This is a genomic window from Microbacterium sp. RU1D, from assembly GCF_900156435.1.
GTDB lineage: Bacteria > Actinomycetota > Actinomycetes > Actinomycetales > Microbacteriaceae > Microbacterium.
Genome location: NZ_FTPQ01000001.1, coordinates 1,293,110 through 1,318,576, shown reverse-complemented (window position 1 = coordinate 1,318,576; position 25,467 = coordinate 1,293,110). Strand labels below are relative to the sequence as shown.

General features: G+C 71.0%; 20 protein-coding genes and 1 riboswitch. Of the genes, 11 read left to right on the top strand and 9 right to left on the bottom strand.

Annotated features, from left to right (window positions below; all coding sequences use genetic code 11):
- Positions 1 to 37: 37 nt before the first annotated feature.
- The 3 genes from B0B15_RS06030 to B0B15_RS06020 all read right to left on the bottom strand — a co-directional run bounded on the left by B0B15_RS06030 (position 38) and on the right by B0B15_RS06020 (position 4,441).
- Complete coding sequence (locus B0B15_RS06030) at positions 38 to 1,039, bottom strand: sugar ABC transporter substrate-binding protein (RefSeq protein WP_076674101.1); 1,002 nt, start codon at positions 1,037 to 1,039, stop codon at positions 38 to 40.
- A gap of 74 nt (positions 1,040 to 1,113) precedes the next feature.
- Positions 1,114 to 2,763 carry an amidohydrolase gene (locus tag B0B15_RS06025; protein ID WP_076674099.1) on the bottom strand — a complete coding sequence of 550 codons (1,650 nt, stop codon included), beginning with the start codon at positions 2,761 to 2,763 and terminating at the stop codon, positions 1,114 to 1,116.
- 205 nt (positions 2,764 to 2,968) lie between these two features.
- Positions 2,969 to 4,441 carry an aldehyde dehydrogenase family protein gene (locus tag B0B15_RS06020; protein WP_256334197.1) on the bottom strand — a complete coding sequence of 491 codons (1,473 nt, stop codon included), beginning with the start codon at positions 4,439 to 4,441 and terminating at the stop codon, positions 2,969 to 2,971.
- Positions 4,442 to 4,839: 398 nt separating this feature from the next.
- Here B0B15_RS06020 and B0B15_RS06015 point away from each other — a divergent pair, with 398 nt between their 5' ends.
- The gene (locus tag B0B15_RS06015) at positions 4,840 to 6,498 is read left to right on the top strand and encodes a thiamine pyrophosphate-binding protein (RefSeq protein WP_076674097.1); all 1,659 of its coding nucleotides are present in this window, start codon (positions 4,840 to 4,842) and stop codon (positions 6,496 to 6,498) included.
- Positions 6,499 to 6,663: 165 nt separating this feature from the next.
- Entirely contained in the window at positions 6,664 to 7,176 is a 513-nt protein-coding gene (locus tag B0B15_RS06010) for a hypothetical protein (protein ID WP_076674095.1), read from the top strand.
- A gap of 83 nt (positions 7,177 to 7,259) precedes the next feature.
- On the opposite strand, the gene B0B15_RS06005 is transcribed toward B0B15_RS06010, so the two are convergent.
- The gene (locus tag B0B15_RS06005; protein WP_076674092.1) at positions 7,260 to 8,642 is read right to left on the bottom strand and encodes an MFS transporter; all 1,383 of its coding nucleotides are present in this window, start codon (positions 8,640 to 8,642) and stop codon (positions 7,260 to 7,262) included.
- 118 nt (positions 8,643 to 8,760) lie between these two features.
- On the opposite strand from B0B15_RS06005, the gene B0B15_RS06000 reads away from it, so the two are divergent.
- From B0B15_RS06000 to B0B15_RS05975, 6 genes are all read left to right on the top strand, one after another.
- Positions 8,761 to 10,296 carry a fumarylacetoacetate hydrolase family protein gene (locus tag B0B15_RS06000; RefSeq protein ID WP_076674090.1) on the top strand — a complete coding sequence of 512 codons (1,536 nt, stop codon included), beginning with the start codon at positions 8,761 to 8,763 and terminating at the stop codon, positions 10,294 to 10,296.
- A complete protein-coding gene (locus B0B15_RS05995) occupies positions 10,296 to 10,988 on the top strand; it encodes a GntR family transcriptional regulator (RefSeq protein WP_076674088.1) in 693 nt (230 codons plus the stop codon). The genes B0B15_RS06000 and B0B15_RS05995 overlap by 1 nt, the downstream gene beginning before the upstream one ends.
- A 92-nt stretch (positions 10,989 to 11,080) precedes the next feature.
- On the top strand, positions 11,081 to 12,601 hold the full coding sequence (gene hpaE, locus B0B15_RS05990; protein WP_076674086.1) for a 5-carboxymethyl-2-hydroxymuconate semialdehyde dehydrogenase: 1,521 nt from the start codon (positions 11,081 to 11,083) through the stop codon (positions 12,599 to 12,601).
- Positions 12,602 to 12,818: 217 nt separating this feature from the next.
- Entirely contained in the window at positions 12,819 to 13,964 is a 1,146-nt protein-coding gene (gene hpaD, locus B0B15_RS05985) for a 3,4-dihydroxyphenylacetate 2,3-dioxygenase (RefSeq protein ID WP_076674084.1), read from the top strand.
- 88 nt (positions 13,965 to 14,052) lie between these two features.
- Positions 14,053 to 14,838, top strand: a complete 786-nt coding sequence (locus B0B15_RS05980; RefSeq protein ID WP_076674082.1) for an FAA hydrolase family protein — start codon at positions 14,053 to 14,055, stop codon at positions 14,836 to 14,838.
- The gene (locus B0B15_RS05975; protein ID WP_076674080.1) at positions 14,823 to 15,638 is read left to right on the top strand and encodes an HpcH/HpaI aldolase family protein; all 816 of its coding nucleotides are present in this window, start codon (positions 14,823 to 14,825) and stop codon (positions 15,636 to 15,638) included. Before B0B15_RS05980 ends, B0B15_RS05975 begins: the two co-directional genes overlap by 16 nt.
- A gap of 97 nt (positions 15,639 to 15,735) precedes the next feature.
- On the opposite strand, the gene B0B15_RS05970 is transcribed toward B0B15_RS05975, so the two are convergent.
- The 3 genes from B0B15_RS05970 to glyA all read right to left on the bottom strand — a co-directional run bounded on the left by B0B15_RS05970 (position 15,736) and on the right by glyA (position 18,871).
- The gene (locus tag B0B15_RS05970) at positions 15,736 to 16,218 is read right to left on the bottom strand and encodes a hypothetical protein (RefSeq protein WP_076674078.1); all 483 of its coding nucleotides are present in this window, start codon (positions 16,216 to 16,218) and stop codon (positions 15,736 to 15,738) included.
- Between the two features lie 220 nt (positions 16,219 to 16,438).
- Positions 16,439 to 17,320 (bottom strand): bifunctional methylenetetrahydrofolate dehydrogenase/methenyltetrahydrofolate cyclohydrolase, encoded by an 882-nt coding sequence (locus tag B0B15_RS05965; protein WP_076674076.1) that lies wholly within the window; start codon positions 17,318 to 17,320, stop codon positions 16,439 to 16,441.
- A 276-nt stretch (positions 17,321 to 17,596) separates the two neighbouring features.
- Positions 17,597 to 18,871 (bottom strand): serine hydroxymethyltransferase, encoded by a 1,275-nt coding sequence (gene glyA, locus B0B15_RS05960; RefSeq protein ID WP_076674074.1) that lies wholly within the window; start codon positions 18,869 to 18,871, stop codon positions 17,597 to 17,599.
- Positions 18,872 to 18,928: 57 nt separating this feature from the next.
- A riboswitch (ZMP/ZTP riboswitch) is annotated at positions 18,929 to 19,014 on the bottom strand.
- Between the two features lie 215 nt (positions 19,015 to 19,229).
- Here glyA and B0B15_RS05955 point away from each other — a divergent pair.
- The 3 genes from B0B15_RS05955 (at position 19,230) to B0B15_RS05945 (ending at position 22,550) form a co-directional block, all read left to right on the top strand.
- Positions 19,230 to 19,616, top strand: coding sequence for a YrdB family protein (locus B0B15_RS05955; protein WP_083708885.1), 387 nt, complete (start codon positions 19,230 to 19,232; stop codon positions 19,614 to 19,616).
- A 65-nt stretch (positions 19,617 to 19,681) separates the two neighbouring features.
- Entirely contained in the window at positions 19,682 to 21,025 is a 1,344-nt protein-coding gene (locus B0B15_RS05950; RefSeq protein ID WP_076675223.1) for an FAD-binding oxidoreductase, read from the top strand.
- Between the two features lie 124 nt (positions 21,026 to 21,149).
- Positions 21,150 to 22,550, top strand: coding sequence for a L,D-transpeptidase family protein (locus tag B0B15_RS05945; protein ID WP_076674072.1), 1,401 nt, complete (start codon positions 21,150 to 21,152; stop codon positions 22,548 to 22,550).
- 337 nt (positions 22,551 to 22,887) lie between these two features.
- Here B0B15_RS05945 and B0B15_RS05940 read toward each other — a convergent pair whose 3' ends face one another.
- Together B0B15_RS05940 and B0B15_RS16770 are read right to left on the bottom strand one after the other, a co-directional pair.
- Positions 22,888 to 25,107: an NADP-dependent isocitrate dehydrogenase gene (locus B0B15_RS05940; RefSeq protein WP_076674070.1), complete on the bottom strand. Its 2,220-nt coding sequence runs from the start codon at positions 25,105 to 25,107 to the stop codon at positions 22,888 to 22,890.
- Between the two features lie 114 nt (positions 25,108 to 25,221).
- Positions 25,222 to 25,350, bottom strand: coding sequence for a hypothetical protein (locus B0B15_RS16770; protein ID WP_256334196.1), 129 nt, complete (start codon positions 25,348 to 25,350; stop codon positions 25,222 to 25,224).
- Positions 25,351 to 25,467: the final 117 nt, after the last annotated feature.

Genomic DNA, 25,467 nt, shown 5'->3' with positions numbered 1-25,467 from the left:
AAGGGGGCGGGGCGGGTCACCCCGCCCCGCCGAGAGGTCAGCCGCCGAGCTCGGTGATGTAGCTCGACAGGTTCGGGTCGGAGACCGTGACCACCTGCACGGGGAGGTCCACACTGGCATCCGTCTTCCCCTCGCCGAGGGCGACGGGGATGTCGATGACGTTGTCGACGAGGTCTTTGAGCGAGAAGTAGGTCGCGGCCCGGAAGAAATCCCCCTCCTGCATCTTCTGCAGCAGGAAGAGGTTGGGGTCGAGTCCGCCGACGTACGTCTTCGCGTCGTTCTCGGGCCGTCCCGCTGCCACGAGCGCTTGGTACGCCCCCTGCGCGGCATCGCCGACGGCCGAGACCACGACGTTCACGTTCGGATGCTGCGCGAGCAGCGTCGTGGTCACCGAGAGTCCGTCGTCGGGGGTCACCGCCTGCTGCTCACCGACGATCTGCAGGTCGGGGCCGGTTTCCTTCAGGCCGTCCAGCAGCCCCTGTGTGCGTTCCTGCCCGATCTGGCGCTCGGTCTCGCTCAGCACGATGACCTCGGCGTTCGGCCCGACGTTCTTCAGCGCCCACTCCGCGGCATCCTTCCCCAGGTCGTGACCCGACTGGTAGAAGCTGAATTGCAGGGTGGCGTCCTGGTTGGTCATGTCCCCGCCGTACGTCACCCAGTACTTCCCGGCGGCCCGGTACTGCTGGGCGACCGACTCGAGGCTGGCGGGGTCGACGGGGAACGACACGACCGCGTCGACGTCGCTGCCGAGGTTGGAGGTGAGCTGGCTGACCTGCTTCTGCAGGTCCATCTCGTCGTTGGTGAAGCTGACCTCGACGCCCTTCTCGGCAGCACGCGCCTGGACGATGTCGGTGATGGCGCCGTAGACCGGCAGGGCGGTGAAGGGGTAGTCGAACAGGATCTTCTTCACGGGCCCGCGGTCGGCCGAGGCGGTGGCGCCGGTGCCGGCGTCGTCGGCGGCCGTGGTGCTGCAGGCCGAGAGGGCGAGGCCGGCCAGGGCGACCGTGGCGAGGGCGGTCAGGCGGAGACTGCGCTTCATGATGCTCCTTGCGGTGGGGTGAGTGCTGCGTGGTGGTGCAGGGGGAGGCTTTCGAGCGAGACGGATGCCAGGGGTCAGGGCGTCCACACGCGTCGGCCCGCGAACCACGTCTCGACGGCGCGGGTGTCCACGACGCGCTCGATGTCGACGGCGAAGGGGTTCTGGTCGAGCACGACGAAATCCGCCGACTTGCCCACGGTGAGCGAGCCGGTGACGTCGCCGAGACCCATCGCTGTCGCCGCGTTCACGGTGAAGACCGCGAAGGCCTCCGCGAGGGTCAGCGCCTGCTCGGGCCACAGCGTCCCGGGCGCCCGGCCGAGCGGATCGGCGCGCGTGACGAGCCCCTGGATGCCCTCCCACGGGTTGGGTGAGATGCTGACCGGCCAATCGGACCCGCCCGCGACGAGCACTCCGCGGTCGACGAGGTCGCGGTTGGGCTGAAGGTGCGCGGCCTCGGGCTGGGGGCGGACCTGGGCGATGGCATCCGGGATCACGCCCGGGAACCACAGGAACGGCGAGATGTCGGCCGACACGTCAAGGTCGACGAAGCGCTGCCGGTCGTCGGGGTGCACGAACTGGCCATGGGCGATCTGATACCGGGCGGTCATGTCGCCGCTCGCACGGACGACGGCGATCGCATCGAGCGCGACGCGGACGGCGGCATCTCCCGTGCAGTGGATTTTGGCGCCGAGTCCCTGCGCCGCGGTGCGGGTGAGCCAGTCGGTGAGTTCCGCGGGGTCCATCGTGGTCACGCCGCAGTGCGGGTGGCCGTGGTCCGCGCTCGGCAGATAGGGGGTGAGGAACGCCCCGGTGCGGGTGGGCGGCACGCCGTCGAGCGCGACCTTCACGAAGTCGGGGCGGTGGTGCGGGGTGCGGAACTCCTCGCGCCGCGCCACGAGGGCGTCGCCCACGGGGGTGTTGGCGAAGAGGAATTCGCTCGACAGCAGCGAGGACACGACCCAGGCGTGCAGGTCGCCGTCGACGTCGAGGTCGCGGAGCGCCCCCATGATCTCGACCGTGGCGGCGGCATCCTGGAACGCGGTGATCCCGAAGGAGTGCAGGATCTCGATCGCGCGGGCACTCGCCCGGCGGTAGCGCTCGGGGGTGCGGGCGAGGCTCCGGTCGAGCGCCTCGGTGACCGGCAGGGTCGCCGACTCCATGAGGAGGCCGGTCGGCTCCCCCGTCTCCGCGTCACGGACGATGCGCCCCTGGGCCGGGTCCGAAGTGTCGGAGCGGATGCCGGCTGCCGCCAGAGCCGCGGAGTTCGCGAAGCGATTGTGGTGGCTGTCATCGGTGAGGACCAGCGGACGTCCGCCCGCCGCCACGTCGAATCGCTCGCGGGTCTCGGCGCGGGCGAAGTCGTCGAGCAGCACGCTGCCGAACGCCTCCCCCACGATCCACTCGTCGGGCCCGAGCCCGGCGGCGTACGCGCGGACCGCCTCGAGCACCTGGTCGAGCCCCGCCGTGGGCGCGAAGGCGAGCTGGAAGAGGTCGGCCTCGCCGGCCATGAGGTGGTGGTTGTGCACGTCGACGAGACCGGGCACGACCGTCGCGCCGTCCAGATCGCGGATCTCGGTCGCGGGCCCCGCGGTGGCGAGTACCTCGTCGTCGGTGCCGACGGCGAGCAGGCGCCCGTCCTCGACGGCGAGCGCGGTGGCGCGAGGATGCGAGCGATCGGCCGTGTGGATCACGGCACCGTGCAGGATGAGGTCGGCGACGGTCATGATGCTCCTGGATGTTCGGGTGCCGTCGCGGACGGCGGCGCACGGGATGGAACGGGTCTGGCAGGGCGGATGCCACGGTGCCGGGTGGAGCGGGTGAGTACATCTTCCGCGCACCCGGCGTTTCCGGCTTGACCGCCGATGCCCGGAGGTTGACGCAGGACGCACGACCGCGGCCCGGGCGGGAACAGTCCCGCCCGGGCGCGCGTCAACCGTTGATGACCTGCGGCACGCCGAGCGCCTTGAGCCCCTCGATGCCGAACTCGAGGCCGTAGCCCGAGCCCTTGACCCCGCCGAACGGGATCATCGGGTGCACGCCGCCGTGCGAGTTGATCCACACGGTCCCGGCCTGCAGACGTGCGGCCACGCGGCGCGCCGCGTCGCGATCGCTCGACCACACGGAAGCGCCGAGCCCCACGTCGAGGCCGTTCGCGCTCGCGATGGCCTCCTCCACATCGCTGTATCGGATGACGGGGAGCGCCGGTCCGAACTGCTCTTCGTCGACGAGGGCGACGCCGTCGGCGACGTCGGCAACGATCGTCGTGCGGTAGAACAGCTCGCCGAGATCGGTGGCGGGCTCTCCCCCGAGCACCACCCGCCCGCCGGAGGCCTTGGCATCTTGGACCAGTCGGTCGACGATGTCGAACTGCTGCTTGTTCTGCAAAGGGCCCAGCACCGTGCCCTCGTCGAGACCCCGCCCCATGGGCACCTGCGCGGCGTAGTCGGCGAGCGCCTCGACGACCACGTCGTACACATCGTCGTGCACGTACAAGCGCTTGAGCGCGGCGCACGTCTGGCCCGTGTTGATGAACGCCCCCCAGAAGAGTCCCTCGGCGATCGCGACGGGGTCGACGTCGGGCAGCACGATGCCGGCATCGTTCCCGCCGAGCTCGAGGGTCAGTCGGGCGAGGTTGCCCGCCGAACTCTCGATGATCTTCCGGCCGGTCGCGGTGGAGCCGGTGAACATGACCTTGTCGACGTCGGGGTGAGAGACCAGTCGCGCGCCGGCGTCGCGATCACCCGAGACGGCGATGAGCACGTCGTCCGGCAGCATTTCGGTGATCACGTCGATCAGCGCGAGCACGCTCAGCGGCGTGTACTCGCTCGGCTTGACCACGACGGTGTTCCCCATGCGCAGAGCGGGGGCGATCTGCCAAACGGTGATCATCATGGGCCAGTTCCACGGGCCGACCGCCGCGACGACGCCGAGCGCGCGGTAGTGCAACTCGGCGTACACCTGGCCGTCGTCGACGACCACCTCGGGCTTCAGCTCGGTGGCCGCGGCCGTGCGCAGCCACGCGGCGCACGCGCCCACCTCGAAGCGGGCGTTGGGGCCGTCGAGCGGCTTGCCCTGCTCGCGGGAGAGCAGGCGGGCGAGCGGCTCCGCGTTCGCCTCGATCCGGTCGGCCGCGGCCCGCAGCAGACGGCTCCGCTCCTCATGTCCGAGGGCGTCCCACGCGGGCTGCGCCGCACGGGCGCGGGCCACGGCGGCGTCGACATCCGCCACCGTGTGCACCGGGGCCCGGCCGATCACCTCGCGAGTGGCGGCATCCGGGATCTCCCGGCCCTGCCCCTCCGGGGCCTGCACACGAGCGAGAAGGGCCGCGTCGTCGGCGTCCGTCGACGCGGAGGCGGAGGCCTCGACCTCGGGATCGACCAGGGCGGGGGTGGGGTCGGACATCTCGGCTCCTTCGGTTCGAGTCCAGGGCCGTCGTGAGGGCCCGTTCCGTCAGCTTCCGCCCGCCGTGCGCGAGGCGCTTGACCGCGCGCGCGCGACCCATGACCCGGCGCGCCGGGTTGCCGGTGCACCGGGCGGATGCGCGGTCGTGGGCCGCCGCCGCGAACGCCCCGGAGCGAGCAGACCGGCCCCTCGCGTCCGTCGCGGAGAGCCGGTCGGCATCGTGCGAGCAGCGCGCACCGCCATCGCGGTCGACGCGCGGCGACGACAGGCTGCCCCTATACTCGATCCCGTCAGGCGCACGAGGTCGTGCGTCGCTGCTCGAAAAAAGGGCACGTAGCGGGTTTCCGCGAGACACATACGGCATCCCTCCGTCTCCGTCTCGAAAGGCCTCCTTCGTCATGCCCACCGTCTCCGCGCACGTCGCGCACACCCTCGCCCGCCACATCGACACCGTCTTCGGTGTCATGGGCAACGGCAACGCCTACTTCCTCGACGCGCTCGGCCGCGACACGACGTCGGGTTTCATCGCGGTGCGTCACGAGGCCGCCGGGGTCGTCGCCGCCGACGCGCACTATCGCGCGTGCGGGCGCCTCGCCGCCGCCACCGCGACCTACGGCGCCGGCTTCACGAACACGCTGACGGCCCTGGCCGAGGCCGTACAGGCGCGAACGCCCCTCGTCCTCATCGTCGGCGACGAGCCCACCTCGGGGCCCCGACCCTGGGGCGTCGACCAGATCGCCCTCGCCGCCGCCGTCGGTGCGCGCACCTACACCGTGGGCCACCGCGACGCCGCCGCCACCATCGTCATCGCAATCGAGCACGCGCTCACCTACCGCCTGCCGGTCGTCGTCGGCATCCCGTACGACGTCGCCACGCGCGAGGCCGGTCCGATCCCGGATGCCACGGTCCCCGGCGCCGCGCCCCAGGTCACGCCGGAGCATCCGCCGCTCGACGCCTACGCCGACGGCGTGATCGACCAGATCGTCGAGGCCCTCGCCGCCGCGGAGCGCCCCATCCTGCTCGGCGGACGCGGCGCCTGGCTCGCCGGCGCCGGCGCGACGCTCGACGACATCGCGGCCCTCACCGGAGCCCTCACGACCACCAGCGCGCTCGGGCGCGGCCTGTTCTCCGACCCGGCGCGCGATCTCGGCGTCGCGGGCGGGTTCGGCGCCCCGGGGGCCATGGCGCTCGTGCACGACGCCGACGTCGCCGTGGTCTTCGGCGCGGGACTGAACCAGTTCACCATGCGCTTCGGCGAGCTCTTCGCCCCGGGTGCCCGGGTGTTCCAGGTCGACCTCGCGGCCACGGCCACCCACCCGCATGTGGGGGGATACGTGCGGGGGGATGCCGCCGACGTCGCCGGCGAGATCGCCCGACGTCTGCGCACGCGCGGCGCGACCCCGTCGACCTGGGGCAACGGTCTCGACCTCGCCGCCGCTCGGCGTCAACCTGAGGGCCAGGGCCTCGGCCCGGACGGACGCCTCGACCCCCGCACGGCCGCCGCCCGCCTCGCCGACCTGCTCCCGGAGGACCGGGTCGTCGTGCACGACGGCGGGCACTTCATGGGGTGGTCGAACATGTACTGGCCGGTCGAATCCCCCGACCGCATGCTCATGGTCGGCACCGCGTACCAGTCGATCGGACTGGGTTTCCCCAGCGTTCCGGGCGCGGCGATCGCCCACCCCGAGTCGACCGTCGTGCTCAGTACCGGCGACGGTGGCGGTCTCATGGCCCTCGCCGACCTCGAGACGGCGATCCGCGTGGCCGGCGGCCGCGGGATCGCGGTGGTGTGGAACGACGCGCAGTACGGCGCCGAGGTTCTCAACTACGGCGTGAAGGGCCTGCACCCCGACCCCATGCTCATCCCCCAGGTCGACTTCGCGGCCGTCGCACGCGGGTTCGGCGCCGAGGGCGTGGTGGTCGAGGATGCCGACGACCTCGAGGCCCTCGCATCCTGGGTCGCCCGCGGGCCCGAGGACCGCGGCTTCCTGCTTCTCGACCTGCGCGTGAGCGCGGCCGTGGTCGCCCCGTTCTGGGAGGAGATCGCAGCGCGCTGACCAGCGGGACGCCTCGCTCATGCGTGCGCGCGCCTGTGCTGCGCGCGCATGATCGAGGTCCGCCTCTGTCGCGCGGCGGGCGACGTTTCCTACGGTCGACCGCATGCGCACAAGCCGACCGTCCCTCTCGGACATCGGGCACCATCCGGATACCGGTGCCCGGCGATGACGGCGCACCTGCTCCTGCACGCGGCAGCCCTCGTCTGCTCTGTCATCGCCTCCTGCTGCGCGACCTCGGGTCCGCTGCCGCAGCGTCGGGAGCGCGTTCTCGCGTCGGTGCTCATGACCGCCGCGATGCTCGATGGGGCTGTGCTGCACGTCGCTCCGCCGATCGCGTGGGCGGGCGTTCTCGTGGCAACCGCGATCATCGTGAGCGCCGGCCGCCGGGTGCGCGCAGGGCGCGGCGGAGACGGCGTATACGGTCCTTCGGGGCTCGTCGTGATGGCGGCCCTCGTCGCCTCCTCCGCACACGGTGTCGCCGTCCCGGTCGCTGCCCACCCCGCCCACGCACCGGCGTCCGGGCCGGCCGCTCTGCTCGCGGTGTGCGCGGCCCTCGCCGTCGTCCACGTCGCGGTATCCGTGCAGCGCGCGCGCCACAGAACGGCGCGCCGAGACCGCGCGCATCATGCGGCGATGGGCGGGTCGACGGCCCTGATGACGATGACGGCGCTGCTGTGAACGGCCCGCTTCGCGGCGGCCTCGCCGCGAACGCCGAACGGCCCCGCCGCGCCGGAGCGCGACGGGGCCGTGTGAAACGGAACTCAGACCTTCGACAGACCCCGTACCGGGCTCACCGCCTGCTCGGCCTCGTGATCGGGACCGAGCGGGATGCCGCTGCGGTCGCGCAGCAGCAGGGTGGCGATCGCACCGAGCACGACCATGCCCGCGAGGTACCACGTGACCGACATGGTCGACCCGGTCGCCTTGACCAGCGCCTCGGCGATGGTGGGCGCGAACGCCCCGCCCAGGATCGCGCCGAGCGCGTACGAGATCGACACTCCCGAGAAGCGGTTGGATGCCGGGAACAGCTCGGCGTACAGCGCCGCCTGCGGCCCGTAGGTGAGACCGAGCCCCACCGTGAGCACCACGAGTCCGAGCGTGAGCAAGGCGATGTTCGCAGTGTTGACCAGGGGGAACAGCAGGAAGACGCCGATCAGCAGCGCGGCCCATCCGATGAGGTAGGTCGTACGACGGCCGATGACGTCGCCGATCCAGCCGCCGACCCAGGTGAAGACGAGCCAGGACACCGCCGAGATCGTCACCGCGCCGAGCACGTCGGCGGTCGCGAGGGCCACCGGACCGTCCGGGTTGGTGGCATAGCGCTGGATGTAGCCGCCGGTCGTCATGTAGCCCACGGCGTTGTTCCCGGCGAACACCAGGGCGGCGATCACCACGAGCAGCGCGTGCGTGCGGAACAGCTGCACGATCGGCATCCGGGTCTTCTCCTTGCGGTCGGCGAGTTCGACGAACACCGGGCTCTCCTCGACCTTCCGTCGCACGTAGAAGCCGATCAGGATCAGCACGAACGACAGCAGGAACGGCACGCGCCAGCCCCACGCCAGGAACGCGTCGCCCGGGGCGATCACCGCCATGAGCGCGAGCATGCCGCTCGCCAGCAGCAGACCGAGTGGAACGCCCAGCTGCGGCGACGCGCCGAAAAGACTGCGCTTGGTCTTGGGGGCGTGCTCGACGGCCATGAGCACCGCACCGCCCCACTCGCCCCCGGCCGAGACGCCCTGCAGCACACGCAGCAGGATCAGCAGGACGGGGGCCGCGACGCCGATCGCCTCGTAGGTCGGCAGGACGCCGATCAGCGTGGTCGACGCGCCCATGAGGATGAGCGTGATCATGAGCACGACACGGCGGCCGTACTTGTCGCCGAGGTGCCCGGCGAGGAAGGCGCCCAGGGGGCGGAACAGGAAGCTCAACCCCACCGTGAGGAACGAGAGGATCTGCGCGATGCCGGGCCCGGCGGGGGCGAAGAAGAGCTGCCCGAACACGAGTCCGGCGGCCGAGGCGTAGAGGAAGAAGTCGTACCACTCCACGGTGGTGCCGACGACGGTGGCGAAGACCACGCGGCGCCGGTCACCGGCGGTGGAGATGGTGCCGGTGGGGGTGAATCCCGGGGATGGGGGGCGAGACATGGAGAGCTCCTTTGACGGCGTCGTCGAACCGCGACGTCTCTGTCGGGGGTGAGAACGGGATGCTTGCTCCCGCCGTTCGGGTCATATACGATTTCGAATACGACGCAAGGGAGCTTCCATGACCGACACCGACCCCCGGTTCGCCGCCCTCGGCGCCCGTCCGGGCAAGATCGTGGCCGTCCATCTCTCGTACGCCTCGCGCGCCGACCAGCGCGGACGCCGCCCCGCCGCCCCCTCGTACTTCTTCAAGCCGTCGAGTTCCCTCGCCGCCTCGGGCGCCGAGATCGAGCGTCCCGCGGGCACCGAACTGCTCGCCTTCGAGGGCGAAATCGCGCTCGTCATCGGCGAGCCCGCGCGGTGGGTGACCCCGGATGCCGCCTGGTCGCACGTGGCATCCGTCACCGCCGCCAACGACTTCGGCCTCTACGATCTCCGCGCGAACGACAAGGGCTCGAACGTGCGCTCGAAGGGCGGCGACGGGTATACCCCGCTCGGTCCCGTACTCCTCGACGCGCGCGAGGTCGACCCCTCCGACCTGCGGCTGCGCACGTGGGTCAACGGCGAGGTCGTCCAGGACGACACCACCGCCGGCCTCATCTTCCCGCTCACCCAGATCGTGGCCGACCTCTCTCAGCACTTCACGCTCGAGACCGGCGACGTCATCCTCACCGGAACCCCCGCGGGATCGTCGGTCGTCTCGCCCGGCGATGTCGTCGAGGTGCAGGTGGATGCCGGCCCCCTCTCGACCGGACGCCTGCGCACCACGGTGATCGAGGGCCGCCGCTCCTTCGACGCCGCGATCGGATCGCTCCCCGCGGTGGACGACACCCAGCGCGTCGAGGCGTGGGGATCGGCGGATGCCGCGGCGGCCGGCACGAGCACCGGGGATCGTCCAGAGGCAGGACGATCCGAGGACGCACCCCCTGTCCTCGCCGGATCTTCTGTCCTCGAAGGCCGCTCCTCCCTCTCCCCCGCGCTGCGCGAAAAGCTGTCGCGCGTCCCCGTCGCAGCCCTCAGCGGCCAGCTGCGCAAGCGCGGCCTGAACGACGTCACGATCGACGGCGTTCACGCCCTCACCCCTGGCAGCCACTTCGTCGGCACCGCGCGCACGCTCCGCTTCCTCCCCCACCGGGAAGACCTCTTCGCGGCGCGCGGCGGCGGCCAGAACGCCCAGAAGCGCGCGTTCGATGCGGTGGAGGAGGGCGAGGTGCTGGTCATCGAGGCCCGCGGCGAGCGCGGCTCGGGCACGCTCGGCGACATCCTCGCGATTCGCGCCCATGCCCGCGGCGCCGCCGCGATCGTCACCGACGGCGGCGTGCGCGACGCCGAGGCCGTGGCCGCGGTCGGCATCCCCGTCTTCACCGCCGGCCCGCACCCCGCTGTGCTCGGCCGGCGTCACGTGCCGTGGGAGACCGACGTCGCCGTCGGCTGCGGCGGCACCACGATCGAACCCGGCGACATCCTCGTCGGCGACGGCGACGGCGTCATCGTCGTCCCGCCCGCGCTCGCCGAGGAGGTGGCCGACGCCGCCCTCGCTCAAGAGGAGGAAGACGCGTGGATCGCCCGCCAGGTGGCATCCGGTCACCCCATCGAGGGGCTGTTCCCGATGAACGCGGCCTGGCGCGCCCGTTTCGAGAAAGAGGGCGACGCCTGATGCATGCCGACACGTCGACGCCCTCGCGCAGCAAGTCGCAGCAGGCCTACCACTGGATCAAGCAGCGCATCGCGTCGCAGGAGTTCACGCCGGGTTACCGCCTCGTGCTCGGCTCGATCGCGGGTGAACTCGACATGAGCGTCGTCCCCGTGCGCGAGGCCATCCGCCAGCTCGAGGCCGAGGGCCTGGTGATGTTCGAGCGCAACGTCGGCGCGCGCGTCTCGATGGTCGACGACACCGCGTACCGCTACAGCATGCAGGCGCTCAGCCTGCTCGAGGGGGCCGCGACCGCCTTGTCGGCGCGCGCGCTCACCGCCGACGACGTGCGCCGCGCGCGATCGGTCAACGAGCTCATGGTCGAGACGCTCGAGCACTTCGACCCGCGAGCGTTCACCGCGCTGAACCAGGAGTTCCACGCGATCCTGTTCGAGAAGTGCGCGAACCCGCGCATGCTCGATCTGGTTCAGGCCGAGTGGGCGCGTCTCGGTCACCTGCGCGACTCCACCTTCAGCTTCGTGCCCGGTCGTGCCGCCGAATCCGTGCGCGAGCACGAGAACATCCTCGTGCTCATCGAGACCGGCGCCCCGCTCGCCGAGATCGAGAAGGTCTCGCGGCGCCACCGCTCGGCCACCCTCGACGCCTACATGATCCACGAGCACCCCGACCAGGTGCTCGGCCTCCCCGCATTCTGAACCCGGATGCCGTCATCCCCGCGCCCCGACGACACCGACGTCGCGGACCGCACTCCACCCGGCATCCACCCCTCTTCACCGAAGGAGCACCCATGACCACTCCGCTCACCACCGCCCGTCGCATTCCGGCGGATCTGCCCGAGCACATCCAGCACTACATCGGCGGATCCTTCGTCGATTCCGTCGACGGCGACACCTTCGACGTGCTCGACCCGGTGACGAACCAGACGTACCTGCGCGCCGCAGCCGGCAAGAAGGCCGATATCGACCTCGCCGTGGCCGCCGCCCGGAAGGCGTTCACCGAGGGTCCCTGGCCCCGGATGCTTCCGCGCGAGCGCTCACGCGTGCTGCACCGAATCGCCGACATCGTGGAGTCACGCGACGAGCGTCTCGCCGAACTCGAGTCATTCGACTCCGGCCTTCCGATCACGCAGGCCCTCGGTCAGGCCCGCCGCGCGGCCGAGAACTTCCGCTTCTTCGCCGACCTGATCGTCGCCCAGACCGACGACGCCTTCAAGGTGCCCGGCCGTCAGCTCAACTACGTCAACCGCAAGCCGATCGGTGTCGCGGGCCTCATCACGCCGTGGAACACGCCCTTCATGCTCGAATCGTGGAAGCTCGGACCCGCGCTCGCGACCGGCAACACCGTGGTGCTCAAGCCGGCCGAGTTCACCCCCCTGTCGGCATCCCTGTGGGCGGGCATCTTCGAGGAGGCGGGACTGCCCGAGGGCGTGTTCAACCTCGTCAACGGCCTCGGCGAAGACGCCGGCGACGCGCTCGTGAAGCACCCCGAGGTGCCGCTGATCTCGTTCACGGGCGAGAGCAGCACCGGGCAGCTGATCTTCGCCAACGCCGCGCCCTTCCTGAAGGGCCTGTCGATGGAGCTGGGCGGCAAGAGCCCCGCTATCGTCTTCGCGGATGCCGACCTGGATGCCGCGATCGACGCGACCATCTTCGGGGTTTTCTCGCTCAACGGCGAGCGCTGCACCGCGGGCAGCCGCATCCTCGTGCAGCGCTCGGTGTACGACGACTTCGTCGCGCGGTACGCCGCGCAGGCCGACCGTGTGAAGGTCGGCTTCCCCGACGACCCGTCGACGGAGGTCGGCGCGCTCGTGCACCCCGAGCACTACGACAAGGTCATGTCGTACGTCGAGCTCGGCAAGACCGAGGGGCGCCTGGTCGCCGGTGGCGGCCGCCCCGAGGAGTTCCCCGAGGGGAACTTCGTGCGCCCGACGGTCTTCGCCGATGTCGCGCCCGACGCGCGCATCTTCCAAGAGGAGATCTTCGGGCCCGTCGTCGCGATCACGCCCTTCGACACCGACGAGGAGGCTCTCGCCCAGGCGAACAACACGCGGTACGGCCTCGCGGCCTACGTGTGGACGAACGACCTGAAGCGCGCGCACCTGTTCGCACAGAACGTCGAGGCGGGCATGGTGTGGCTGAACTCGAACAACGTCCGCGACCTGCGCACCCCCTTCGGTGGGGTGAAGGCCTCGGGCCTCGGCCACGAGGGCGGCTACCGCTCGATCGACTTCTACACCGACCAGCAGGCCGTGCACATCACCCTCGGCGGCGCCCACAACCCGACATTCGGCAAGGCGTCGGGGCACTAGGACCGGTCCTGCGACCTCGCGGTGGCTGAGCTCGTCGAAGCCACCCTGGTCCCTTCGACTGACTCACGGAACCCCCGCCAGCACGGTGGCTGAGCCCGTCGAAGCCATCCCGACCCAAAAGAACCCCCGGTCCCTTCGACAGGCTCCGCCGCCACCGGCGGCCGAGCCTGCCGAAGCCACCCCGACCCACCGACTTCCCCACGCAAGGACGCGAGCCATGACGAAGCACACCGAAGAACAGAAGACCTCCTCCGGCTTCTGGGTGACCCAGGAGGCCCCGATCGTCTCCGACCACCCCATCCCCACCCCGACCGCCCCCGCGCCCGACATCCTGCGCTGCGCCTACATGGAGCTCGTGGTCACCGACCTCGCGGCATCCCGGGTCTTCTACGTCGACGTGCTCGGCCTGCACGTCACCGAAGAGGACGACGAGGCGATCTACCTCCGCTCGACCGAGGAGTTCATCCACCACAACCTCGTGCTCCGCAAGGGGGAGGTCGCCGCGGTCGCGGCGTTCTCGTACCGTGTGCGCTCGTCCGACGACCTCGACAAGGCCGTCGCCTTCTACACGGAGCTCGGCTGCGACGTGCGCCGCGAGCCGAACGGCTTCACCAAGGGCATCGGCGACTCGGTGCGCGTGGTCGACCCCCTCGGCTTCCCGTACGAGTTCTTCTTCGACACCGAGCACCAGGAGCGCCTCTCGTGGCGCTACGACCTGCACTCCCCCGGCGAGCTCGTGCGTCTCGACCACTTCAACCAGATCACGCCCGATGTGCCCCGCGCGGTGAACTTCATGCAGTCGCTCGGCTTCCGCGTGACCGAGGACATCCAGGACGAGGAGGGCACCGTCTACGCCGCGTGGATGCGCCGCAAGCCCACCGTGCACGACACCGCGATGACCGGCGGCGACGGCCCGCGCATGCACCACGTGTGTTTCGCGACGCACGAGAAGCACAACATCCTCGCCATCTGCGACAAGCTCGGCGCCCTCCGCCGATCGGATGCCATCGAGCGCGGCCCCGGCCGGCACGGCGTCTCGAACGCGTTCTACCTGTACCTCCGCGATCCCGACGGCCACCGCGTCGAGATCTACACGCAGGACTACTACACCGGCGACCCCGACAACCCGGTCATCACGTGGGACGTGCACGACAACCAGCGCCGCGACTGGTGGGGCAACCCCGTCGTCCCCAGCTGGTACACCGAGGGGTCGCTCGTGCTCGACCTCGACGGCATCCCGCAGCCGGTCCGCGCGCGCGAGGACTCGAGCGAGATGGCCGTGACGATCGGCGCGGACGGCTTCAGCTACACCCGCGCGCCCGAAAGCCGCAGCGACGAGTTCAAGCTCGGTAACCAACTTTGACCCCCGCGAGTCGCCAGAATACGTCGCCCGAACACGCCCGAAGGCGACACTTTCCGGCGACTCGCGCGTCACCCGACGGAGGAGACACATGCTCACCGACGCACAGATCGACGCCATCGCCGCCGAGCTCGCCGAGGCCGACCGCACCCACGCGGTGATCCCGCGCATCACAGCGCGGTATCCGGATGCCGTGGTGGAGGACTCGTACGCCATCCAGGGCCGCTGGCGCGACACGCAGATCGCCGCCGGTCGCACGCTCGTGGGGCGCAAGATCGGCCTCACCTCCAAGGCGATGCAGCAGGCGACGGGTATCACCGAGCCCGACTACGGCGTGATGTTCGACGACACCGTCTACCGCTCGGGCGATGAGATCCCGGTCGCGCTGTTCTCGAACGTGCGCATCGAGGTCGAGCTCGCCTTCGTGCTGAAGACCGCGCTCGAGGGCCCCGACTGCACGCTCGACGACGCCCTCGCCGCGATCGACTACGCCGTCCCCGCGCTCGAGGTGCTCAATTCGCACATCGAGCTCGAGGGTCGCACGATCGTCGACACCATCAGCGACAACGCCGCATACGGCGCGATGGTGCTCGGCGATGCGCGCAAGCGCCCCGACGAGATCGACCTGCGATGGGTGCCCGGCGTGCTGAGTCGCAACGGAGAGATCGAGGAGACCGGGGTCGCGGCGGGCGTCCTGGGCCACCCGGCCACCGGAGTCGCGTGGCTCGCCAACAAGTTCCACCAGCACGGCGCGCGACTGGAGGCGGGCGAGATCATCCTGGCAGGATCGTTCACGCGCCCGATGTGGGTGTCGCAGGGCGACGACGTGCTCTGCGACTACGGACCGATGGGAACCATCTCGTGCCGCTTCGTCTGAGCCCGACCTTCCGCGCCGCCCTCGCGGCATCCGACCGGGCCCTCGCCGGGATGTGGGTGTGCTCGGGCAGCGCGACCGTGACCGAGATCGCGGCCGGGGCGGGCCTGGACTGGCTGCTGATCGACATGGAGCACTCGGCGATCTCGCTCGAGACGGTGCTGGTACAGCTGCAGGTGGCCGCCGCGTACCCGGTGGCCCCGGTCGTGCGCGTGCCGTGGAACGACCCGGTGCTCATCAAGCAGGTGCTCGACGCGGGAGCGCAGAACCTCATCGTGCCGATGATCTCGTCCGCCGACGAGGCTCGGGCCGCCGTCGCGGCCACGCGCTATCCGCCGGCCGGAATCCGCGGGGTCGGCAGCGCCCTCGCCCGCAGCGCCCGCTGGAACCGCGTCGACGACTACCTCGCCACCGCCGCGGAGCACGTCTCGCTCACCGTGCAGATCGAGACGGTCGCAGGCGTCGCCGCCGCGGCCGACATCGCCGCCGTCGAGGGTGTGGATGCCGTCTTCGTCGGCCCCTCCGACCTGTCGGCGTCGATGGGGCTCCTCGGGCAGCAGTCGCACCCCGACGTGGTCGCGGCGGTGCACGCGGTGTTCGCCGCCTGCCGGGATGCCGGGACCCCGGTCGGCGTGAACGCGTTCGACCCGGCCGTGGCCGAGGCCTATCTCGACGCGGGCGCCGACTTCGTCGCGGTGGGCGCCGACGTGGCGCTGCTCGCGCGGGCGTCGGAGGCGCTCGCGACGCGCTTCGTCACCTCACGCGCCTCCACAAAGCCCGCGGGTGAGCGCGAGAGCTACTGAGCGACGCTCGACCGAAGCGGCTCGGCCCCCGAGCTCGCACGGCTTACGGCGAACGCGGAAGGGCCGGACGATCCCGTCCGGCCCTTCCGTCGTGAGGTCAGTCCTCGTCGTCGTCGTCCTCGTCGTCATCGCCGACGATCTCGATGTCCTCGACGTCGAGCTCGGGCGTCAGCTGCACGTGCACGAGAGCGTCGGGGAACGACGTCTGACCCGCGAAGACGACGATGATCGCGTCGGCGAACACGCCCACGCCGATCGCCTCGAGGTCGGTGCGCAGATCGACGTCGGCGTCGAGCTCGCCGTCGTCGAGGGCGTCCTCGATGTCGCTCGCGACCTCTTCGACGATGGCGCGCCAGCGCTCCTCGCTCACCGAGAGGATGTCTTTGAGGCCGGTCATGATCGCGTCGAGGTCGGGCTCGTCGTCCTCATCGATCTCGGGGTCGAGGTCGACCTCGACCTCCACACCGGCGGCGTCGAGGTGACCCGCGCCGATGACGCTGTCTTCGTCGATCTGGGCGTCGTCGAGAAGGCCGCTCTCGGTGACGCGGCGGAGGAGGTCGTTCAGCACGGACTCAGTCATACGAGAACTCTGACACGTCCCGACGGCCCGCGCCTCCCCCATTGCGCGCGACGCTCCGTGTGTTCAACCGGCGGCACGCCGTGGTTCACCGTTCGGCGGTGGCGGGGGGCCTTTGCGGATGCCGTCCGCCCACCTGACCGCGCCCACCGGCCCGCTGGGAACCGGGCCGCACCCGACGGCCGGCCCGGTCCGGCTGCACGCGGGCCACCCCGCGACCGCGTCAGGCCGAAACGCGCTCCGCCGCCTCGACGACGTTCGTCATCAGCAGCGCCACGGTCATCGGCCCCACCCCGCCCGGGTTGGGTGAGAGGAAGCCGGCCACCTCGGCCACGTCGGGGTGCACGTCGCCGTACACGCGCGACTTCCCGGTATCGGGGTCGGTCTCGCGCGTGACGCCCACGTCGAGAACGGCCGCGCCGGGCTTGACGGCCTCGGCGCGCACGACGTGCTTCACGCCCGCGGCGGCCACGATGACATCGGCCTCGCGCAGGTGCTTCGCGAGGTCGGTCGTGCCGGTGTGGGTCAGGGTGACGGTCGCGTTGATCTCGCGGCGGGTCAGCAGCAGGCCGATCGAGCGGCCGATGGTGACGCCGCGGCCGACGACGACGACCTCCTTGCCCTTCAGGTCGTAGCCGTTGCGCAGCAGCAGCTCGATCACGCCGCGCGGGGTGCAGGGCAGCGGGGTGTGGATCGGCGCGTTGACGTTGAGCACGAGACGGCCGAGGTTCGTGGGGTGCAGGCCGTCGGCATCCTTCGCCGGATCGATGCGCTCGAGCACGCGATCGGTGTCGATGTGCTTCGGAAGCGGCAGCTGCACGATGTAGCCGTGGCAGTCGGGGTCGGCGTTGAGGCGGTCGATGACGGCCTCGACCTCCTCCTGCGTGGCCTCGGCGGGCAGCTCGACCTGGATCGAATTCATACCGATCGCCTCGGACTGCTTGTGCTTCATGCCGACGTAGAGCTGCGAGGCGGGGTCGGCCCCCACGAGCACCGTCGCGATGCCCGGGACGACGCCGCGCTCGCGCAGAGCGGCCACCCGCTCGGTGAGCTCGGCCTTGATCGCCGCGGACGCGGCCTTTCCGTCCAGAATCGTCGCCGTCATGGCATCCCTCGTTCTGTATCTGTCGTTGGTGTTGTGGCTGTGACGCCGCCGCTCCGCACCGCTGCGGCCTCCGCCCCCGCGATAAACGCTGATCCTGTCGAGACACGCGGCGTCGCACCGTGTTTCGGGAAGATGAGCGTTTATCGCGTCCTGTGCCACGCAAATGCCGGGCGTGGACCCGCGGCGGGAGGCGGGGCCCGGATGCCGGGACCCCGGCGCCGCGCGGCGCCGGATGCCGGGGCGGAGGCGCACACGCGACCCCGCCCCGGCCGGGACTCACTGCTGCAGGTCGGGGTACAGCGGGAAGGCCTCGGTCAGCGTCGCGACGCGCGCTCGCAGCGCCTCGACGTCGGCGCCGGGGATCAGCGCGAGGGCGATGATGTCGGCGACCTCGGTGAACTCCGCGTCTCCGAAGCCGCGGGTCGCGAGCGCCGGGGTGCCGATGCGCAGACCCGAGGTCACCATCGGCGGGCGCGGGTCGTTGGGCACGGCGTTGCGGTTGACGGTGATGTGGATGTCGTGGAGGAGGTCTTCGGCCTGCTTGCCGTCGATCTCGGCCTCGCGCAGGTCGACGAGCACGAGGTGCACGTCGGTGCCGCCCGAGCGCACGGCGATGCCGGCGTTCTTCACGTCGTCCTGGGTGAGACGGTCGGCGAGGATCGCGGCTCCGCGCAGGGTGCGCTCCTGGCGCTCCTTGAACTCCGGGGTCATCGCGAGCTTGAACGCGGTCGCCTTGGCGGCGATGACGTGCATGAGCGGGCCGCCCTGCTGGCCGGGGAAGACCGCGGTGTTGATCTTCTTCGCCAGGTCTGCGTCGTTCGTGAGGATGAGACCCGAGCGGGGGCCGCCGATGGTCTTGTGCACGGTGGTCGAGACGACGTGCGCGTGCGGGATCGGGCTCGGGTGCACGCCCGCGGCGACGAGACCGGCGAAGTGCGCCATGTCGACCCACAGCAGGGCGCCCACCTCGTCGGCGATCGCGCGGAAGGCGGCGAAGTCGAGCTGGCGGGGGTACGCCGACCAGCCCGCGATGATGACCTTCGGCTTGTGCTCGACGGCGAGGCGACGCACCTCGTCCATGTCGATGACGCTGGTCTCGGGGTCGACGCCGTAGGCGACGATGTCGTAGAGGCGCCCCGAGAAGTTGATCTTCATGCCGTGCGTCAGGTGACCGCCCTGGTCGAGGGCGAGGCCGAGCAGCGTGTCTCCGGGACGCGCGATCGCGTGCAGCACGGCGGCGTTCGCCGAGGCGCCGGAGTGCGGCTGGACGTTGGCGAACTCCGCACCGAACAGCGCCTTGGCCCGCTCGATGGCGAGGGACTCGGCGACGTCGACCTCTTCGCACCCGCCGTAGTAGCGGCGACCGGGGTAGCCCTCGGCGTACTTGTTGGTCAGCACCGAGCCCTGCGACTGCAGCACCGAGACGGGGACGAAGTTCTCCGACGCGATCATCTCGAGGAAGCCGCGCTGGCGGTCGAGCTCGCGCTGGAGCACCTGGGCGATCTCGGGGTCGACCTCCGAGAGAGGGGCGTTGAAGTACGGATCGGTCATGCGATCTCCTTGACGATGGTTCCGGATGCCGCGGACTCGGCGAGTCCGCGGAGATACCGCATCGACCCAGGCGTGCGGTCGAATACCGTCAAGCGGTCGCTCCCCGGTGGTGTCCCACCTCAACGCCAGTCGCGACGGTGCCACTTTAGCGGGAAAAGCCGTCGCCGCTCAGCGTGTCCCGGCATCCACCGTTCCTCCACAGGTTCCGTCGGCAGCGGAGGTGGCTGAGCTCGTCGAAGCCACCGGAACCCGCGCAGTCCGGATCCTTCGACGGGCTCAGGGACCCGGTTGCGCCCCGTCGGCTCGACACCGAACGATCCCGGATGCCGCCGCCCGGGCCCCCGCGTAAAATGGCGGGGTGACCGACTCCCCCCACGTCCGCGCGCAGGCGCCCCTCGCTCCCGGCATGCGCCCGCGGCCGACCGCGGTCGAGATCGGCAGCGTCGTCTGCGGGCTCTTCGCGTTCGTGACCCTCGCCATCTGGGGCTTCACCGCGTGGCCCCTGCCGTGGAACATCGTGGCCGGTATCGGCGCGCCCGCTCTGGCCGTGATCGTATGGGCGCTGTTCGTCTCGCCCCGTGCCGTGCTCGCCGTGCACCCCTTCGTGCGCGCCATCGTCGAGTTGTTCGTCTACGCCGCGGCGACCGTGGCGTGGTGGAGCATGGGCCAGGCCTGGATCGGGCTCGGCTTCGCCATCGTCGCCGTGGTGTTCGGCGCCCTGAACGGCCGTCGGCGCCTGGCGTGACCTCCGCGACGGCGGGTTCCGAGCCGTCTCCGCGCGGGCAGAGCGCGGCTGAGCGCACTCTCGCGCTGCTTCGTGCCGAGCTCGGCGCGCGCGTCGACACCTCTCCGGGAGCGCTCGAGGCCGCTCGGGCCGACAAGTCCGGGCACGCCGCGGACGGCCTGCCACTGGCGGTCGTGCATGCGGCATCCGTCGCCGACGTCCAAGCGGTGATGCGCATCGCGACCGCCACGCGCACGGCCGTCGTGCCGCGCGGAGCGGGGACCGGGCTCGCCGGCGGCGCGAACACCGGCGGCGGGGAGATCAGCCTGTCGGTGCGGGCGATGGACCGCATCGTCGAGGTGCGCCCCGACGATCTGCTCGCGGTCGTCGAGCCCGGCATTCTGAACGCAGATCTCAACGCCCAGCTCGAAGCCCACGGCGTCTGGTGGGCGCCCGACCCGGCGAGCCGGGCCATCTCCACCGTCGGCGGCAACATCGCCACCGGCGCAGGCGGTCTGCTGTGCGCCAAGTACGGCGTGGTGCGCGACGCGGTTCTCGGCGTCGACCTCGTGCTCGCCGACGGACGCCTCCTCCACCTCGGCCACCGCAGTGTGAAGGGCGTGACCGGGCTCGACCTCACCTCGCTCGTCATCGGGTCCGAGGGCACCCTGGGCGTGGTCGTGGGTGCGACGCTCAAGCTCCGCCGCCTCGTCGAGGGCGAGCGCGTGACCCTGACGGCCCTGTTCGACGGCGTGCGCGCCGCCGCCGTCGCGTGCGCCGCGGTCACGGCATCCGGAGTGCAGCCCGCGATCATGGAGCTGATGGATGCCAGGAGCCTCGCGGCCGCGCATCGCCTGCTGGCGCTCCCGGCTCCGCCCGCGGGGGCTGCGCAAGTGACGATCCAGACCGACGGCCCCGTCGCCGTCGACGAGGCACGCGAGATCGCCGCGGTGCTGGCCGGCGCGGGCGGACGCGTGTCGGTCGCCGCCGACGCCGCCGAGGGCGAGGAACTCCTCGCGGTGCGACGGTCGATGCACCCCGCGATGGAGACCCTCGGCACCACCCTCATCGAGGACGTGTCGGTTCCGCGCAGCGCCCTCCCCGACATGTTCGACGAGATCGCTCGCATCGAGCGGCAGTACGGCCTCGTCATCCCCGCCGTCGCCCACGCCGGCGACGGCAACCTGCACCCGAACTTCGTCTTCGAGGGGCCGGAGGTTCCTCCCGTGGTGTGGGAGGCCGCGGAGGATCTGTTCCGTTCCGCCCTCGCCCTCGGCGGGACCCTCACCGGCGAGCACGGGATCGGCGTGCTCAAGCGGCGGTGGCTCGCCGATGAGCTGGGCGACGATCAGTGGGCCCTGCAGCGCGACATCGCCCGCGTCTTCGACCCGCTCGGCATCCTGAACCCCGGCAAGGTCTTCGCGCGCTGATGCGCGTTTCCCGGCCGGCGCGGCCGCGTCGCGCCGGGGGCGTGATCAGACCGTGATATTGCTCAGGGCAGACGCGCAGCGCGCGCCCTTAGCATGGGAAGACTGACTTCCGGGGGGTTTGAAGATGACCGACGGCGCACCTGGCACCGACGGCGCGACGTACGCCTGGGCTCCCGCCGAGCCCAAGCCGCGCAAGAACCGCTCCGGCCTGTGGATCGGCATCCCCGCCGGTGCCACGGCCGTGGCTCTGATCGCCGCCTCGCTCGTGCTGATCGCCCCCGGGGCCTCGGTCGCCGGCGTGCAGATCGGCGGACTCACGGCTGGCGCCGCCGCCACGGCCATCGAGTCGCGTCTCGCGCAGACGGCCGTCACGGTCGAGAGCCCCGCGGGTGAGGTCGTCGTCACCGGCGCCGACCTCGGCGCGACCGTCGACGCGGCCGCCCTCGCCGACAAGGCGTTCGCCGACAACCCGATGTGGAAGCCGTCGTCGTGGTTCCCCCAGGGAACGGGCGTCGCGGTGCAGATCGACGAGGAGGAGGCCGCCGCCGCATTGCGCGACAAGGCTCCCGGCGCGTACCGCGCACCCGTCGACGCGACCGTCGCCTACGACGCCGGATCGCAGGCGTACGTCACCACTCCCGCCGAGGCCGGCGAGGGCATCGATGGCGCCGCGATCGCCGCGGCCCTGCAGTCGGCCTTCGACGCCGGCACCCCTACGACCACCGTCGAGGCCACGCTGGTGCCCGTCGACGCCCCCGTCTCCACCGACGAGGCGGCCGCCGCGGTCGGCACGCTCAACGGCATCCTGGACTCGGCCGGCTTCTACGTCGGCGACGAGCGCACCGTCACCGTCGACCGCGCCACCGCCGCCTCGTGGCTCACCGTCACCCCCGACGGCAAGGGCGCGTTCGCGATCTCGGCCGACGAGGCCGCCATCCAGAACACGGTTGCGGGACTTCCCGCGGCGGTCGACCGCGGCGCTGTCGATGCCGACGTGATCGTCGACACCGCCGGCGACGTCATCCACACCATCACCGAGGGTCAGACCGGCCGCTCGCTCGCAGACACCGCCGGCGTCGCCGCGTCCTTCGCGTCGCAGCTCGCCGAGGGCAACGGACGCTTCGCCTTGACGGTGGACGAGACGCCGTTCGAGACGACCAAGACCGAGCGACGCATCGACGTCAACCTCAGCACGCAGACCACGACGCTCTGGCAGAACGGGCAGGTGTACCGCACCTACACGATCTCGTCGGGAGCGGGCGACCACGCCACCCACACCGGCGAGTTCCGCATCGGCTGGAAGACCGCGATGCAGGACATGGGCTGCGTCCCCGGCTACGACTACTGCACGAAGGACGTCCCCTGGGTCGCCTACTTCAACGGCGACGAGGGCTTCCACGGCACGTACTGGCACAACAACTTCGGCACACCGATGAGCCACGGCTGCATCAACATGACCATCCCGCAGGCCAAGGAGCTCTACGACTGGGCGTACCGTGGCACCGAGGTGTCGGTCCACTACTGAGCCCGGATCCCTTTTCGAGGGGCGGATGCCGATCGGCATCCGCCCCTCTTTCTCCGCGTGAGTCGCCAGATTCCGTCGCTTCGGGGTGCGCCCAGGCGACAATCCCGGGCGACCCACGCGCATCACGGGTCTGTGCGAGGGGTCACGAAGTGCTGCCCCAGTCGCTGCCGAGCGACACTCGTCGACCCTTCACGCTCAGGCGGGACGGCCGGGAGCAGGCGTGAGGTGCCAGGAAGTATCGCCTCGGACACTGCCCGGCGACACTTCGTGACCCCTCACGCGGGCAGAGAAGAAGGGGCGGATGCCGGGTGGCATCCGCCCCTTCCGGGTTCGGGGCTCAGCGCAGGGCGTCGACCACGGCGTTCAGCGTGGCCGAGGGGCGCATGACCTTCTCGACGAGAGCGGTGTCGGGGCGGTAGTAGCCGCCGATCTCGGCGTGGTGACCCTGGACGGCATTGAGCTCGGACACGATGGTCTGCTCCTCCGCTGCCAGCTTCTCCGCGACCGGGGCGAAGACGGCGGCCAGGTCGGCATCCGTCGTCTGCTGCGCCAGCTCCTGCGCCCAGTACAGGGCGAGGTAGAAGTGGCTGCCGCGGTTGTCGATCGTGCCGAGGGCGCGTCCGGGCGACTTGTCGTTCTCGAGGAACGTGCCGGTCGCGGCGTCGAGCGTCTGCGCGAGCACGCGGGCGCGGTCATTGCCGGCGGTGTCGGCGAGGTGCTCGAGCGAGGCCGCGAGGGCGAAGAACTCGCCGAGCGAGTCCCAGCGGAGGTAGTCCTCCTCGACGAGCTGCTGCACGTGCTTGGGAGCCGAGCCTCCGGCTCCGGTCTCGAAGAGGCCGCCGCCCGCGAGCAGCGGGACGATCGAGAGCATCTTGGCGCTCGTGCCCACCTCGAGGATCGGGAACAGGTCGGTGAGGTAGTCGCGCAGCACGTTACCGGTGACCGAGATCGTGTCCTCGCCGCGACGGATGCGCTCGAGCGAGTACCGCGTGGCCTCGGCCGGAGCGAGGATCTCGATCGTGAGGCCCTCGGTGTCGTGGTCGGCGAGGTACTCGTGCACCTTGGCGATGAGGTTGCGGTCGTGCGCGCGCGTCTCGTCGAGCCAGAACACGGCCGGAACACCGGTCGCGCGGGCGCGCGTGACGGCGAGCTTCACCCAGTCGCGGATGGCTACGTCCTTGGTCTGCGTCGCGCGCCAGATGTCGCCCGTGCCGACCTCGTGCTCGAGCAGCACGTCGCCGTTCGAGGCGACGACCTGCACGCGACCGGGGGCCGCGATCTCGAAGGTCTTGTCGTGGCTGCCGTACTCCTCGGCCGCCTGCGCCATGAGGCCGACGTTCGGCACGGAGCCGATGGTGGCCGGGTCGAGCGGGCCGTTGGCGATGACGTCCTCGATGGTGGCCTGGTAGACACCGGCGTAGGAGGAGTCGGGGATGACGGCGAGGGTGTCGTCCTCTCCCCCGTCGGCGCCCCACAGCTTGCCGCCGTTGCGGATGAGCGCCGGCATCGACGCGTCGACGATGACGTCGGAGGGCACGTGGAGGTTGGTGATGCCCTTGTCGCTGTTGACGTACGACAGGCGGGGGCCGTTCTCGAGCGCCGAGCGGATCTCGGCCGCGATGGCGTCGCCGCCCTCGACGTTCGACAGGCCCGCGAGGATCGAGCCGAGGCCGTCGTTGGGCGTGAGACCCGCGGCGGCGAGGGCGTCGCCGTGACGATCGAACACGTCGGCGAAGAACGCCTTCACGACGTGACCGAAGATGATCGGGTCGCTGACCTTCATCATCGTGGCCTTGAGGTGCACCGAGTAGAGCACGTCGTCGGCCTTCGCCTGCTCGAGCGTGTCCGCCAGGAACGCATCGAGAGCCGCGGCCGAGAGGAAGGTGGCATCCACGATCTCGCCCTGGAGGACCTTGAGGCCCTCCTTGAGCGTCTTCACGGTGCCGTCGGCGGCGATGTGCTGGATCGTGAGCACGTCGTCGTCGGCGATGACGACCGACTTCTCGTTCGAGCGGAAGTCGTCGTGGCCGAGGGTCGCGACGCGGGTCTTCGAGCCCTCGCCGAACGCCTTGTTGCGGTGCGGGTGCTTCTTCGCGTAGTTCTTCACCGCGAGGGGCGCGCGGCGGTCGCTGTTGCCCTCGCGCAGCACGGGGTTCACGGCCGAGCCCTTGATGCGGTCGTAGCGGGCCCGCACGTCCTTGTCTTCGACGCTCGACGCCTCGTCGGGGTAGTCGGGGATGTCGTATCCCTGCGACTGCAGTTCGGCGATCGCGGCCTTGAGCTGAGGGATGGATGCCGAGATGTTCGGCAGCTTGATGATGTTCGCCTCGGGCAGCGTCGCGAGACCGCCGAGCTCGGCGAGGGCGTCGCCCACCTGCTGCTCGGGGGTGAGGCGCTGCGGGAAGGCCGCGAGGATGCGGCCGGCGAGCGAGATGTCGCGGGTTTCGACGTCGACGCCCGCCTGCTTCGTGACGGCCTGCACGATGGGCAGGAACGACGCGGTGGCGAGTGCCGGCGCCTCGTCGGTGTACGTGTAGATGATGGTGGAATCGGGCACGTCAGATCTCTCCGTAGAGGCGGCCAGGGTTGCCACCCAGCCTATCGCACCAGGGCAAAGTCTCTTGATGTCGAGATAGTTCTGCGCCGTGAGCCTCCGTCGCGTGCACCCCGTTCAGGCGCGGATGCCGTGCTCCGGGGCCGCCTTCGGGTGCGCCATGGTGTCGCGGGGAAGGTCGGCGACGCGCATCCACCCCGGCCCCTCGATCCGAGGGCGCGCGGGCGGCGGGGTGGCGGCATCCATCGATCCACCCTACGGCGGGTGATCGGGGCGGGACGGATGGAGGGCGGGCGGGCTCGGACACCGTGACACCGAACGCATGCGGTGGCATGCGATCTTGGGCGCGGGAGGACGGTGCCG